Annotated in this window: 11 protein-coding genes; 4 read left to right on the plus strand and 7 right to left on the minus strand. The window is 42.0% G+C overall.

Annotation, left to right across the window (positions count from 1 at the left end; translation table 11 throughout):
• Positions 1-46 precede the first annotated feature (46 nt).
• The gene (gene leuS, locus CLI64_RS14465) at positions 47-2,668 is read right to left on the minus strand and encodes a leucine--tRNA ligase (RefSeq protein ID WP_103140731.1); all 2,622 of its coding nucleotides are present in this window, start codon (positions 2,666-2,668) and stop codon (positions 47-49) included.
• An 88-nt stretch (positions 2,669-2,756) separates the two neighbouring features.
• On the opposite strand from leuS, the gene CLI64_RS14470 reads away from it, so the two are divergent.
• Entirely contained in the window at positions 2,757-3,182 is a 426-nt protein-coding gene (locus CLI64_RS14470) for a gamma-glutamylcyclotransferase (protein ID WP_103137873.1), read from the plus strand.
• A 40-nt stretch (positions 3,183-3,222) separates the two neighbouring features.
• Here CLI64_RS14470 and CLI64_RS14475 read toward each other — a convergent pair whose 3' ends face one another.
• The 3 genes from CLI64_RS14475 to CLI64_RS31240 form a co-directional block, all read right to left on the minus strand.
• Positions 3,223-3,810 carry an anti-sigma factor gene (locus CLI64_RS14475; RefSeq protein ID WP_103137874.1) on the minus strand — a complete coding sequence of 196 codons (588 nt, stop codon included), beginning with the start codon at positions 3,808-3,810 and terminating at the stop codon, positions 3,223-3,225.
• 159 nt (positions 3,811-3,969) lie between these two features.
• The gene (locus CLI64_RS14480) at positions 3,970-4,626 is read right to left on the minus strand and encodes a sigma-70 family RNA polymerase sigma factor (RefSeq protein ID WP_103140732.1); all 657 of its coding nucleotides are present in this window, start codon (positions 4,624-4,626) and stop codon (positions 3,970-3,972) included.
• Positions 4,627-5,172: 546 nt separating this feature from the next.
• Positions 5,173-5,325, minus strand: a complete 153-nt coding sequence (locus tag CLI64_RS31240; RefSeq protein ID WP_192881539.1) for a hypothetical protein — start codon at positions 5,323-5,325, stop codon at positions 5,173-5,175.
• A gap of 251 nt (positions 5,326-5,576) precedes the next feature.
• On the opposite strand from CLI64_RS31240, the gene CLI64_RS14485 reads away from it, so the two are divergent.
• Complete coding sequence (locus CLI64_RS14485; protein WP_103137875.1) at positions 5,577-6,371, plus strand: L,D-transpeptidase; 795 nt, start codon at positions 5,577-5,579, stop codon at positions 6,369-6,371.
• A gap of 441 nt (positions 6,372-6,812) precedes the next feature.
• A complete protein-coding gene (locus tag CLI64_RS14490; RefSeq protein WP_103137876.1) occupies positions 6,813-7,256 on the plus strand; it encodes a Fur family transcriptional regulator in 444 nt (147 codons plus the stop codon).
• A 178-nt stretch (positions 7,257-7,434) separates the two neighbouring features.
• On the opposite strand, the gene CLI64_RS14495 is transcribed toward CLI64_RS14490, so the two are convergent.
• Both CLI64_RS14495 and CLI64_RS14500 read right to left on the minus strand, forming a co-directional pair.
• Complete coding sequence (locus tag CLI64_RS14495; RefSeq protein ID WP_103137877.1) at positions 7,435-8,058, minus strand: exopolysaccharide biosynthesis protein; 624 nt, start codon at positions 8,056-8,058, stop codon at positions 7,435-7,437.
• Positions 8,059-8,655: 597 nt separating this feature from the next.
• Entirely contained in the window at positions 8,656-11,676 is a 3,021-nt protein-coding gene (locus tag CLI64_RS14500; RefSeq protein WP_103137878.1) for a pentapeptide repeat-containing protein, read from the minus strand.
• A gap of 134 nt (positions 11,677-11,810) precedes the next feature.
• Here CLI64_RS14500 and CLI64_RS14505 point away from each other — a divergent pair, with 134 nt between their 5' ends.
• Positions 11,811-13,583, plus strand: a complete 1,773-nt coding sequence (locus CLI64_RS14505) for a DUF3685 domain-containing protein (protein WP_103137879.1) — start codon at positions 11,811-11,813, stop codon at positions 13,581-13,583.
• A gap of 195 nt (positions 13,584-13,778) precedes the next feature.
• On the opposite strand, the gene CLI64_RS31580 is transcribed toward CLI64_RS14505, so the two are convergent.
• Positions 13,779-13,946 carry a hypothetical protein gene (locus CLI64_RS31580; RefSeq protein WP_225977635.1) on the minus strand — a complete coding sequence of 56 codons (168 nt, stop codon included), beginning with the start codon at positions 13,944-13,946 and terminating at the stop codon, positions 13,779-13,781.
• Positions 13,947-13,960 lie beyond the last annotated feature (14 nt).

Genomic DNA, 13,960 nt, shown 5'->3' on the forward strand with positions numbered 1-13,960 from the left:
TATTGCGATCGCAACACCCAACCCACGAATAAAATATATGAGGTAATTAACCCACTACAAAGTTAACTAACTTTCCAGGTACAACAATCACCTTTTTAATTTCCTTTCCTTCTAAATGACGCTGAACAGCTTCTGATTCACGGGCGTATTTCTCCAACTCGGCTTTATCCGCCTGGGCTGGAACTTGTAAATCAGCGCGTTTTTTACCATTCACCTGAATTACCAGTGTAATTTCATCGGCTACCAATGCAGCAGGGTCAAAAGTAGGCCAAGTTTGAGTATGCACCGATGCGCTATTGCCCAACAGGTGCCACAATTCATCAGCAATGTGGGGCGCAAAGGGAGCTAACATCACTACCAAAGTTTGCACACCTTCGGCATAAATGGGGGAATTGCGACAGTCTGCGTCAGTGAGCGCATTACTCAATTTCATCAACTCGGAAACGGCCGTGTTGAATTGATACTCATCTTCTAAGTCTTCCGTTACCGCTTGGATGGCTGTGTGAATTGCGCGCCGTAATTCCTTTTCGGACTTACTCAAGTTATCGAGTTGCGCCCGTTGACGACAAACCCCCGCCGCAGCATAGTCTGTCACCAACCGCCAAACCCGATTTAAAAACCGGAATTGTCCTTCTACATCCGCCTCATCCCATTCCAGGTCTTTTTCTGGTGGTGCTTTAAATAAAATGAACATCCGGGCTGTATCTACACCATACTTACCAATTACATCTTCTGGTGCAACACCATTACCCTTGGATTTGGACATAGTAGCGTAAAGACGCTGTAAAGGTTCACCAGTTTGAGGATCACGGGGATCATCAGGGTTAACTAAACTCGAAGGAATCCATTTATCTTTACCACCCTTGTTAGGATTCATGTAAGTTAAACCCTGTACCATCCCTTGGGTTAACAGTCTGGCAAATGGTTCATCGAAGTTCAACAAACCGCGATCGCGCAAAACTTTGGTAAAGAACCGAGAATACAATAAATGTAAAATCGCGTGTTCAATTCCACCTACATACTGTTCTACCGACATCCAGTCGTTAGTAATGGCAGAATCAAATACCTGATTTTCATTTTTCGCATCAGGAAACCGCAAGAAATACCACGAGGAATCAATAAAGGTATCCATCGTGTCAGTTTCCCGTTTCGCAGGAGTACCACAGCTAGGACAAGGTACATTTACCCAACTTTCCAACTGTGCCAAAGGTGAACCACCACGTCCAGTAAATTCCACATCTTCGGGTAACTGTACAGGCAAATCCTGATCTGGTACTGGGACTATGCCACAGTTGGGGCAGTGAATTACAGGAATAGGTGCGCCCCAATAGCGTTGACGCGAAATCAACCAATCCCGCAAGCGATATTGAATCCGTTCTTTCCCAAAGCCTTGTTCTTGGGCATATTTAGTAATTGCTGACTTGGCTTCTGTAGAAGTCATACCAGTAAACAACCCAGAATTAATTAAAATTCCTGGTTCTGTGTATGCTTCGTTATATTCAATCTGTACCAGTTGGGTAACTTCTTCTGTGTCTGATGTTGGCTTTAAATCAAAATCTGCCACATCTTCTGGTGCAGCAATTACAAATTCAATGGGTAAATCATACCTTTGGGCAAATTTAAAATCCCGTGCATCATGAGCCGGTACACCCATCACTGCCCCAGTACCATACTCATACAGTACATAGTCGGCAATCCAAATGGGTACTTCTTCCCCAGTAAATGGGTTAGTGACTTTACCCCCAGTCGGAACACCACGCTTGGGTTTGTCTTCGGCGGTACGTTCTAACTCGCTTTGATTTGTCACCTCTTGAATAAAGGCTTCTACTGCTGCTTGTTGGGCTTTTGTGGTGACTTGTTTCGTTAACGGATGTTCTGGGGCTAAAACTACATAGCTCACACCGAACACTGTATCAGGACGAGTGGTATACACGGCGATTTTCTCATCACTGCCCACAATGGGAAATTCTAAATACGCGCCTGTGGATTTACCTATCCAGTTCGCCTGCATCAACTTGACCCGTTCTGGCCAGCCTGTCAATTTATCCAGGTCGTTTAATAATTCTTCCGCGTAGTCAGTAATCTTCAAAAACCACTGGCGCAACAATTTACGCTCGACTTTTGCCCCACTGCGCCAAGAGCGTCCTTCGCTGTCAACTTGTTCGTTTGCCAATACCGTCTGGTCAATAGGGTCCCAGTTAACGGCTGCTTCTCTTTGGTAGGCTAAACCTGCTTGCAAAAACTGCAAGAAAATCCATTGTGTCCACTTGTAATAGTCTGGGGAACAGGTAGCAATTTCCTTATCCCAATCAATAGATAAGCCAAGACGCTGTAATTGTTGCCGCATTTGGGCAATATTTTGATAAGTCCACTTCGCCGGGGGGACACCACGGTCAATGGCAGCGTTTTCTGCGGGTAAACCAAAAGCATCCCATCCCATCGGATGTAGTACCCGATACCCTTGCATCCGTTTGAGGCGGGCAATCACATCGGTAATTGTATAGTTACGGACGTGACCCATGTGCAGGCTGCCTGATGGGTAGGGGAACATGGATAGAGCGTAGAATTTGGGCTTATCACTATCTGTGGGGGTCTTGTCTAAGCCAAGTTCTAACCATGTTTGTTGCCATTTTTCCTCAATTGCTGCTGGGTTGTATCGGGAATCCACCGAAAACTCTCCTACTGGACTGTAAATCTGGTCTGCCTCCATATTGTAGATGATGGTAGGCAAATGAATAAGTAATGTCAAACAACCTATGGCTGAATTACATACAAAAAATTCTGGTGGAGTGCGAATTTTTGTCTACGGGACACTCAAACCAGGCGAAATCAATTATCAAAGATATTGTACTAATTGTGTAGTGGATGCCCAAAAAGCCATGACAAGGGGTGAATTGTTTGCTTTGCCGATGGGCTACCCAGCCATGACGATGGGAAAAGAACTAGTCCACGGATATTTACTGACTTTTGCTGAACCTGAGATTTTGGATGTTCTGGATTATTTAGAAGATTATGAGCCTACTAGAGAAATGTCAGCAAATCTATATAATCGCTACGAGATAGAAGTGTACAGCATCAACTATGTGTCTCTGGGTTGGGCTTGGGTGTATGTTATGAACCCAGAAAAAGTCAAGCAGTTAGGAGGTAGACACCTAGTTGATGGGTGCTGGAGTGGTAATTGAGAAACACAACACCCTATTTGCCACTCCCTACTTCCTCTGTCTAGTTGATATCTGGGGAAACTTCTCCTAGTTTTGATTCTGGAGACGAAATTGCGGCCTTGGGAATCTCAATGACTGGATTATTCAAGGCAATCATCGGCAGTGGCTCTGATTTGGTAGCAGTCTGGGTAGGCTGTACTTGTGGTTGTTGTGCTACTTGCGGGATGCTAGATTCTTGATTTAGCAGCCAGCTTGATAATGCACCGATCACACAAGCAGCCAGAGCCGCGCCACCAAATGCCCATTTTCTTCTAGAACGGCGGTTAATGCGGGCAAATACTTGATTGGCTGTTGTTTCTGGACAGGTTTGGGTTGTTGGCACTGGCATAGTCTGGAAGGCTTGCCTGAGCTTGATTAGTCTAGTGTACAGACGTTGAACCGAGGCATCATTGGCTAGCCAATCTTCTACTTGCCTGCGTTCGGCGGCTGTCACCTCGCCATCTAAGTAAGCACTCAATAATTCAAAGCGATCGCGCTTTACCATATCTGTAGCACCCGTTGCTTCATTGGTATGCTTTGCCATCTCATCTGGTAACTCTCTTGGAAGTTGCCTCCGACAACGGTCATGAAATTGAGAATCAGTAGTCATACTAACATTATTACCAATTCATCCACGGGTAAAAGAAGTGGGCAATCCTAAGAGCATGATAAAAGTTTTTCTCCTGACGGCAGAGGCACGATCGACATTTCTTACAATTCTTAATCAATGCTTAAATTCTGCCATAGGGCAGGGTGAAGGTACTGTAAATTAGGCATCAAGATAGTTTTGCAATTGGGTTTGCAAGCGGGATCTGGCTCTAGCTATTCTCGACTTCACAGTTCCTAGAGAAACTCCGGTGATTTCGGCTATTTCTTCGTATGCCATACCTTCGATTTCTCTTAAAACAATGGTAGTCCGGAATACTTCAGGCAGATCCGCGATCGCTTCTCGCAATTGCTCGTAAAATTCTCTTGTTGTCAGTTCTTCTTCTGGCCCTGGAGTGTCTCCCGCGATTTCCCAATCCATTTCACCATCATCTACTGAACGGGGAGCATCTAAAGATAAAGGACTGACAACCCGCTTACGCTTACGTAATTCGTCATAAAACAAATTAGTGGCAATGCGGCTTAACCAACCTCTAAACTTAGACGGTTCTTGTAATCGGTTGATGTGCCGATATACTCGAATCCATACTTCTTGAGCCAAGTCGGCTCTATCTGGCCAATCAGGAGCTAGGTGGTACAAGACTCTATCAACTTGGGTTTGATAGCGGCGCAACAATTCTGCAAAAGCAGCACGATCTGGACGCAGTCCGGCTTGACAGCGCAAAATTAAATCATGGTTTGAGAGTTTGTCAACTTGCACCGATGCTTCTGAGTACCCCGCATCAACCGTTGACCAGGATACAGTAATCGATTGACTCATAGATCGTACTGGTTGTAAATCATCCCTATCTATTAGACCTGCTAATTGGCTTGTTGTTCCTGAATAACGGACGGATTTGAGAGTGGAACACGCAGTGATAGAATTTTGGCGCGATTTCTGGTAACGCCAAATCTCACTTTTACCAGTTAACAATTGTCTGGAACATTATGGGGCATTTTGTTTGTTAAGACAATGTTACAAATTCCTGTGCAGTTCGTCCTATCTGACTACCAAATATTGACAAAATATGAATTATGTGCATTAAATTTCGCAGAAAGTTAGGTATCTTGAAGAGCTAATGACCAAAGGCTGCCAATCCCAAATCCCAAATCCAAAATCTAAAATTGTTACAGTCACCTGGCAGACAGAAATTTTACTTTTAAGCCTGTAGTTTTGATCATAAATGTACTGCGATCGCCACAGCCAGACTAACGCAAATTCTCATTTTCGCCATTGCGTTAGACTATGATTCATGTTAAATACTTGTTCTTTGGAAAATTTCAGGATTGATTGTGACTATTTTATGAACATTTGACTGTAAAAACCTTATCTTTCCGGTCTTGTTACCAAAACGGTTGCTGATGTTTCTGTACGTTGTTTGTAATTAGCACCAGAATTCGCTTGATGAGGCACACGGACTTGAAAAAAGAAATTGAGAGCAAATGTAATTGTGACTGCTAATGATAGTCTTTCCAACATAGTCTTACTCCCACCCACACCTTTAATGATTTATTCCAACTATTGGCAAGCAATCAAGACAATTTCTTTTTTTGATCTATCAACTCCAGAGAAATCAGTGAACCCAGTAGCTTGTTCAAAATTGTTTAGTTGGAACTTTTCAGATAACCTGAGTTTGCCCCAGGTTATCAAGATAGTTATCAATTCTTTGTGCTTAAATAATCAAGGACTTCAACTATTCAGCTGAGTATGTCAGGGATAAACAAGAAGCGATGGCAATGGTAAAAAATGAATCTCTAGCGCGTACTGTAATGTTTATCTGTTTTGGCACAGCTATCTTATCGGTAGCTATCCATTGGCGCATTACTACAACGCAAGGGCAGTTTAAAAAACCAACTTCCACCGTAGTCAGCCGTCCTGGAGATGTTTATACAGGAAGCTTAGGGGAAACAGCGTTTGGTGCTTCTACACCTCCGGCTAAAACTAGCCATAGGGCTTCCCAAACCAAGTCCTCAGTTATCGAGTCTCATAATAATGCGGACACTGTTAATCAAAATGTAGCTTTAACGACTAACACACCCCAAAAATCACAAAAAAATACTAGTTCTGGTGAGGAAAAGAAGTCTATATTTTCCCAGATTTTTCAGCAAAACAAATCATCTAATCAATCGGGCAGTAATCAAAAACAGGTAGTAGTTGACTTAAGCGATCGCCGCACCTATGTTTATCAAGGAGACTTAGTTGTCGCGAGTTACCCCATTGCTGTAGGTAAGAAAGGCTGGGAAACACCTCAAGGTACGTTTGTTGTCGATGATATGCAGCATGATCCGATTTGGCGACATCCCATTACTGGTAAGGTATTTCCAGCTGGTTCTGATAGTCCCTTGGGGGAAAGATGGATTGGTTTTTGGTCAGATGGCCGCAATCAAATCGGGTTTCATGGTACGCCAGATGTTCACCTTTTGGGAACTGCTATTTCTCACGGTTGTCTGAGAATGCGTAATTCTGATGTTCGCTTACTTTACGATCAAGTAGGTATAGGCACTACTGTTGTAGTACGGGAGTAAGTTTTTTAATAGTCAATAGTCATCATACTTGAGGGCTTGTTTCTCGCGATCGCTTCAACTTCGCTAAAAGAGATCCAAGCTCGAATGTATAAATATCTTCACATTTCCATGAAAGAAGCAAGGCTCAAAACCTCACCCCCTTAGTCAATAGTCATTAGGGAACAGGGAACAGAATCTTGAATTTTGAATTGATTTATCCCCTGCCCCCAAGTGGACATTTAGCTAAAATTTAAGCTAAAGTTGTAATGAGTTTGTTTTAGCCATAAATTTAGTCAGGCAAATCTTAAACCCTATCCCCACAGTCAACTCAAGCTATAATTTCCCCACATTATTCAGCAAAATAGTATAGAAGGTAGTCACAGCAAAATATTGTAGTTCCTCATACACAACAATCATCAAATCCCTCTGGGACAACCCCACGATAGTGAAGTAGATTTAAATATGCAGAAACAGGCAGAATCCACAAAACCCATTCGTTCTTTAGAAGATGCACTAGAACGGTGTCAAATACTAGGTATGCGGGTGAGCCGTCAACGTCGCTTTATTCTAGAACTATTATGGCAAGCCAATGAACACCTTTCTGCGAGGGAAATTTATGACCGTCTCAACCAAGAAGGAAAGGAAATTGGTCATACATCTGTGTATCAAAATTTAGAAGCACTATCAAGCCAAGGGATTATTGAGTGTATCGAACGTTGTGATGGTCGTTTATACGGGAATATTAGCGACGCTCATAGTCATGTTAACTGTCTCGATACGAATCAAATTCTTGACGTTCATATAGAATTACCGGAAGAATTTATCCGTGAAGTTGAGGAAAAAACAGGCGTAAAAATCACAGAATATACAATCAATTTTTATGGTTATCGTCAAGTTCCTTCATAGGGATTGGGGATTGGGGACTGGGGCGGAGGAGTGTGGGGAGTGTGGGGAGCAGAGGAGAACAACTATTGACTCAGCACGGGCTAAACGCCCCGCTTCCGCTAACAGCACGGGCTAAACGCCCCGCTTCCGCTAACAGCACCGGCTAAACGCCGCGCTACCGCTAACAGCACTTATTACTTTAACGACCTAACCAAATTTTAATGTAATCGAGTAAACTAGAGCCGCCCCAAATCACTGCAATTAGAATCGAAGTAGTTAGAATAGCTCCCATTAAACAAAGAACTAAACCACCCAGACTAATTGCACCATCATCTTCCAGTAAACCAAAACTAGTAACGAAAATTCCCATTGCTGGTAAAGTGTTAGTTCCAGGAATGGGAATCATCATCGAAATTGCCATTAAGGCGATCGCACTACCGATGATGATTCTACCTGGTAAAGTAGTACAAATATAGACCAAACGCGGACGAGCGATCGCTTCGATTCTTTGCAACCACGGAATCCCTTTTTTTAAAATTCCTTGGACTGTTTCTAGTTTAATGGGATGATTTACCATCCTTTGTGGTAGCCACGGGGTTTTGAAACCTGCTATCAGTTGTATCGCCAGTAAAAAAATTAAGATCCCGAAAGGAACAGAATAACCGGGTGCTGGTATTGGCAAAGCTGAAGGTAAAGAGAGAATTACGAGTAAAAACCCAAAAGTTCGTTCCTTTACCAGCAGCAAAATATCTGTCAGCTTAACTTGAGCAGGTTGTTCTGTCTCAAAAAAAAATCGTTGTAACTCGCTGGAAAGTTTAGCCATATAATCTCGAAAATTACTAGAGTTCGTCAAAGTACAGCAGTTTCTAGGTAAATGAGGTACAAAATGCAGAAATCACGTATCAGACAGAGAGTTCTACCTCCAGCCTCTTTGAACTTCACAGAGGAGTAAACCTCCGCCCCAACTTTGTGCTGCCGCAAAACCTATAGCTTTCCACTTCATGCAAAAGAAAACTGCTGTAAGTAAGTCGGTGAGAAAAATTTCAAGAGGAAATATAAATTATTCGTAGCACTGGAAATTGTATAGCAGCATTAGCTTCATTATCAATTGATTTATTTTGATAATTAGCCCAAAATATGGTGAATTTCAGACTATTTTTAGCATATATTTCTTAACATTCAAGACTTCTGCTCGTTACTCATCACTCATTACTCATTACTCATTACTCATTACTCACAACTGTTTCAGGAAACATCCTCTATCTATTCCGCATTCCCTACACCGTGTCAAAACAATTCGCAATTGCGTTAGCGTAGCGGGACGGGAGCATCGTTGCGTTAGCGTACCACTCCGTGGAAGCAAGCTACGCGGTAGCGTCTCGTAGAGAAGCGGGACTTTAGTCCATTGCGAATTGTTTGGTCAATAATTGCCAAACTGCTCATTAAAAATTGTTTCATCATCACCATTGTCATTGAAATTGGTAGATAAAATTAGTTCACCTTCTAAACTTTCAATCGTCCCAATATTGTAATTATCATCCCAGAATTGTGTCTGGTCTTTATTAGTTGTAAGGTAGGATTTTGATTGCTGGGATAACAAAAATTTCAAAGCATGAAACTGCTCTAAAGAAAATAAAGCCCCGCTAAATTTAGCGGTTTCTTTATCTTCTGCACTGAGGATAGCATCAGACAAACAAGCATTAGTAAAGTTAGTATTTTCAAGACTGACATTTGTGAGATTTGCATTTATCAAATTAGTATTTGTGAGATTAACGTATCTGAGATTTGCGGCTGTTAAATTAGCATTTGTGAGATTGGCATCACTGAGATTTGCCCCTTTCAGATTCACACCAGTGAGATTTGTGTCTATCAAGGCTGCATTGGTTAAATTCGTACCTTGAAGATTAGCTCCTGCTAATGTGATGTGAGATAAAGATGCGCCGGAAAGGTCAATTCCTGCTAAAGATTTAGTGCAGATACGTTGCCTCACATGAATATCTAGTAACATTGCTTTTGCTAACAGCATCAGTAATGCTTCTGGATAAAAATCTGTGGTATGGGAAGGATGTCCGCACGGGGCAAAGGGAACTTGAATTTGTCGATGAATTTCAGCTAGTAAGAAAAAGACATTAATACCTACATAAGTATTTAAATGTTCTACATTGAGAGGATTTTGCAGTGTATGAAAATAAGATAAAGCTGTGTGGGCAATACCAGCATCTAACCAACGTCCTTGACAGTAACCATACCAAAAAGACTGCAAACGTTGGATGAGAACTTCCCAAGAAAAAAGATGTTGGAATTGTGGACGTAAACTAGCGATCGCTAATTCTGTAACTTCCTGGGTGAGAACACCATAACCCAGTAAATTATAAACGTGTTGGGCAACGTCACTAGGAGAATCAATCACAAAACTCTCCGTACCGTAAATATCGCGTTGGCGGTGCGTCAACATTGCCAATTGATGAGCCACAGCCTTAGCACAGAGATATCTGCCGACTCTGGGGTGGGAAAATTCGATACATTGGGAATGGGGCATTGGGAATGGGGCATTGGGAATGGGGCATTGGGCTAAAATCTCCCCTGCCCCCTGCCCCCTGCCCCCTGCCTGCCTGATGCGAAAATAAAACGTGGGTAAGTTAACACTTGGGGCTGATTCCAGGGTGATTTGATGACGATCGCTGTGTAAAATTTTCAGGGATAGGGTTTGTATTTGTTCAATTACAGCTTGGGGTGGATGATTGCCTAGTAAATTGGCGATCGCTTCCGGTGTACGATGAATGTGGGCTAGTCCTGAGCGTTGTAGTGTGGTGTTGATATTACTAGTCAAGGGATAGCCTAATAGCCATTGTTGGAGACGATGATGAATTTCCCATAATAAGGAATGATGGTTATTGGCTAATTGTAATATCCCATCATCTAATAACCCATCGCGGTGTAAAACGCCTAAGAGATACAGCATCAATGGCTGATGCACTAAAATTGAGAGTTGGGGGAATTTAGACTTACTTGCAAATAACCCCGCCTGTTTTAAAAATGTAAAAAAGTTTTGGGCAACAGGTAATGATTGAATTAACGCCCACTGTTGAAACCATTGTTTGAGTTCATTGGTTGATAGTGGCTCAATTTTAATGCGTCGCCATTGTAGTAAGATTTCTGGTGCAATTTCTCGTAAGGTGCGCGAGCGACTAGTCAAGATAATTTTATGTTGAGACTGGGCTTGAAATTCCGTTAACTGTTGGATAAAACTTGCCTTAATTCTCTTACTGTGAATGGCTGGTGGTAATTCATCTAATCCATCTAGGAGTAACACACAACGAGGATGATTTTCGTCTAACCAAGTGGCAAGATGATTATGTGTTTGGAATGGCAAACCGGAATTAAGAGTTTCAATTAAATTGTGGTTATATTTTATATCTCTTAAACGAATTAAAATTGGCATCCAAGAGGGATAAAGTTCCCGTGCTACTTCCGCCGCCCACATTTGACAGAAACTTGTCTTACCATAGCCTGCTTCTGACTCAATCACAGTCACAGTCTCTAAATCATTTAACTGTTTCTGTACCCATGTTTTTAAATCAACTGGTGATTCATCATTACCTGTTTGTGGTGTTCCCGCTAAAGGAATATAAATATCTTTCAAAACGAAAGATTCCATAAACAATGGTGTATTGAGGCTTTGCTGCAAGCTAGCGCGGTAATTTTCTCGCTGTAAATCAATTTTGTCCGCTACCGTCGTCCCTAATTCGGTAACATTTATATTACCTGGTGTCCCCAAGCGGAAAAATTTTTGTAATTGCGCCAAAGGTAGGGCATTTTGAGCAATGACAGCGAGTAAATATCCTGGTAGAGAATGCGTCAACCGTTGAATTAGTAACTTGGCTTCTACTTCCTCTGCACCATTGGCGACAAACCAAGCCACGCTAGCATAATTCATTTGCTGTACTAATAATGAGTCTGCCACTAAAGACAAAGCCTGTTCAGCTTGGGTGTCTGTCAGTTTTCCTGGCGAGAGGGTTTTGAGTAAGCCTTGGAGTTGTATGTCTTGCAAAACTGGTGTGCGCGAAGGAATCTTAGCGCGATTTAGCCAAGGTTTGTAGAGAATGGCTTCTTGGTGTAAAACTTGTTGTAGAGCTTGTAAATAGGCGATTTGAAAAGCTAACCATGTACCCTCGTTGCGTTTTAGGGCTTTTTTTTGGCTGAGACTACGTAACAAACTCTCGGTTAATAAAGTCAGAACTGTAATTTCTTGTTCAACAGTATACAGGGGAAGTTCCAAAACCTCAGATAGAGTGCAAATATCTAACGGTATTAGGCTTTTAACTTCCATATCCTGGACAATGCGATAGGCTACACCTGCTAATTGCTCAACTGTTAAATCAGGAGTGGAACTGATAGTAAGCTGATGTTCTGCTAACCAATGCCTAATACTGAGGGTCATTTAATTACATACTGAACTGCTGCCTATGTTAATTATGATTCATTTATTCAGGGACGAAAACAGGAGACAATGAGAAGAACTCTAAGCTTCTGGGCAGAGGTAGATCAAACAGTGCTGATGTATGTGGATAAATTATGAGCGATCGCCCTTTAAAATTAGTCTTAATTGATCATGACCCTATTTTTCGTTTAGGATTACGGGTAGCATTAGAGGCTATACCTAATATCCAAGTAGTTACAGAAGCTGCCACAGATACAGAAGCCTTGCAAGCTTTAGCCGCAATTGCCCAACAAGACCCGAATTTAGTCAACCTAGTAGTTTTAGAATTGGGTGATAGTCGCTCAATAGATACTCAACAGCAAGGTTTACAACTAATTCAGCAACTCAAGGCTTCATATCCCACACTGCCGATTTTACTCCTCAGTTCTGTACAAACAACCGGAATCATCACCGCCGCTAAGGCTTTTGGTGCAGATGGTTACTGTCCTAAAGGAGCGGCTGTAGCGGAATTAGTCACAGCGATGACAGAGTTAGTTAGTGGAAATTCCTATTGGCGAGAAACAGCAGTCAGCACCGAATTAAGCCCCCCGCTTTCAACTACAGTATCGCGTTTACCTTTAGCGCAATTCCGGCAAAATTTACATACATCGGGAATTGGCTATATTGAGACGACTTTAAAAGCCATCACAGAACAATTACAAACTCCTGGTTTACCAATTCTAGAAAGAGCCATTCTAGCAGGAAGGAGACGAGAGCTTTTAACGGCTCGTTGGTTACTCAATCAATTATTATTAACACCCCAAGAACAACCGCAACCACAACCTGAAATTATTCCTTCAGTTCCCCCACCTGCTGTTTTCCCTACGCCTAGCGGCGAAATTGTCATTGCAGATGAAACCACAAGATTAACTCCTCCCCCTTTATTAAGTCCTAGACTATTGCAATCTACTCTGTTTGCAGCTTGCATTAATAAATTGCAGTTCTCTTTAAAAAATGTCTCTGATGTTCCTTTAGAAATAGATATTTTTCGAGAAGATAAAAAACGGGAATTACTGTATTTAATTCTCCAGAAACTTTCTCAACAGTTAGATGACTTACGGGAAGCCCAAATCACAGACAGGCAATTATTAGAATTAAAGCCCATCATTTTAAATGATTTATGGCAAGCTACAGTCACAGATTTCTTCGGTAAATTTTCGAGAATTGAAATTGGCGATCGCTCTGTGGAAGTTGTCAATATATTATTACAAAATCCAGCCGCGATTCAAACAGCAATTCTCAACAAAATCCCCCTAGTCGGTGAATTATTATCTTATTTGTTATTGCAAACAGATTTGCAAATAGATAATACATCTTATCCTGCTGGTACTTCTGATGCTAATTGCCAAGCTGAGATTATGTTAGAGAATTTGTTAATTCAAGTAGCTAATGCAGTGGTGCAACCTTTACTGAACTATTTAGCAGATGTTGAACAAATCAAACAAAATTTCTATGACCGTAAGTTAATATCCACAAGAGAAATCGAAAGATTTAGAAATGATTTATCGTGGAAATATCGCTTAAATGCTTACGTCAACGAAGCAAGAGAAATCTTTGAAAGCCGCTATGAACTATTTGTATTTGCTCCCCGTGGAATCGCCACAATTTCCGTTTATGCTCCCCGCAATGCCGAATTAGCACAGCTAACAGGCATTCCTTTAGTGGTGACACTAATTTTGGAATTTCGAGATGCGATCGCACCGCGTTTACAATCAGTATTAGCCTTTTTTGGTAGTGGTATTGTCTTTGTTCTCACTCAAATAGTCGGTCGCGGTTTAGGTTTAATTGGTCGTGGTATCATTCAGGGCATTGGGAGCGTATCATTCTCAGAGAAAAACTTTAAGCGGGATAATCCAAGAAGCAAGTAATAACAATTCGCAATGGACTAACGTCCCGCTACGCTAACGCAGTTCGCAATTCGCAGTTCGCAACGATGCTCCCGCCCCGCTTCGCTAACGCAATTCGCAATTCACAATGGACTAACGTCCCGCTTCTCTACGAGACGCTACCGCGAACGCATACGCAATGGACTTCTCTCCGAGACAAACACCTCAACCCCCAAGCTAGGATAGCTCTGAGTAAGCTGGGAATGAGATGCTGTAGTTGATTATCCACGGGTTCGTCATCGGAATCTGGTAGATCCTCAGCAGCAGGTAAGCAGGTAATGGGTTGTAATTTAGCATGACAAGAGCGATCGCCAACTCATAATATTCATAATATCGATCCACCATTCGCGTTTTCTTGC

Origin of the sequence: Nostoc sp. CENA543 (genome assembly GCF_002896875.1) — a bacterium.
Lineage (GTDB): Bacteria > Cyanobacteriota > Cyanobacteriia > Cyanobacteriales > Nostocaceae > Trichormus.

Bases quoted from the DNA above. Each gene is read 5' to 3' on its own strand.
- CLI64_RS14485 (WP_103137875.1), top strand. From the start codon at position 5,577: ATGGCAATGGTAAAAAATGAATCTCTAGCGCGTACTGTAATGTTTATC.
- CLI64_RS31580 (WP_225977635.1), bottom strand. From the start codon at position 13,946: ATGGTGGATCGATATTATGAATATTATGAGTTGGCGATCGCTCTTGTC.
- CLI64_RS31240 (WP_192881539.1), bottom strand. From the start codon at position 5,325: ATGTTGGAAAGACTATCATTAGCAGTCACAATTACATTTGCTCTCAAT.
- CLI64_RS14470 (WP_103137873.1), top strand. From the start codon at position 2,757: ATGGCTGAATTACATACAAAAAATTCTGGTGGAGTGCGAATTTTTGTC.
- CLI64_RS14505 (WP_103137879.1), top strand. From the start codon at position 11,811: ATGAGCGATCGCCCTTTAAAATTAGTCTTAATTGATCATGACCCTATT.
- CLI64_RS14480 (WP_103140732.1), bottom strand. From the start codon at position 4,626: ATGAGTCAATCGATTACTGTATCCTGGTCAACGGTTGATGCGGGGTAC.
- CLI64_RS14500 (WP_103137878.1), bottom strand. From the start codon at position 11,676: ATGACCCTCAGTATTAGGCATTGGTTAGCAGAACATCAGCTTACTATC.
- CLI64_RS14495 (WP_103137877.1), bottom strand. From the start codon at position 8,058: ATGGCTAAACTTTCCAGCGAGTTACAACGATTTTTTTTTGAGACAGAA.
- CLI64_RS14475 (WP_103137874.1), bottom strand. From the start codon at position 3,810: ATGACTACTGATTCTCAATTTCATGACCGTTGTCGGAGGCAACTTCCA.
- CLI64_RS14490 (WP_103137876.1), top strand. From the start codon at position 6,813: ATGCAGAAACAGGCAGAATCCACAAAACCCATTCGTTCTTTAGAAGAT.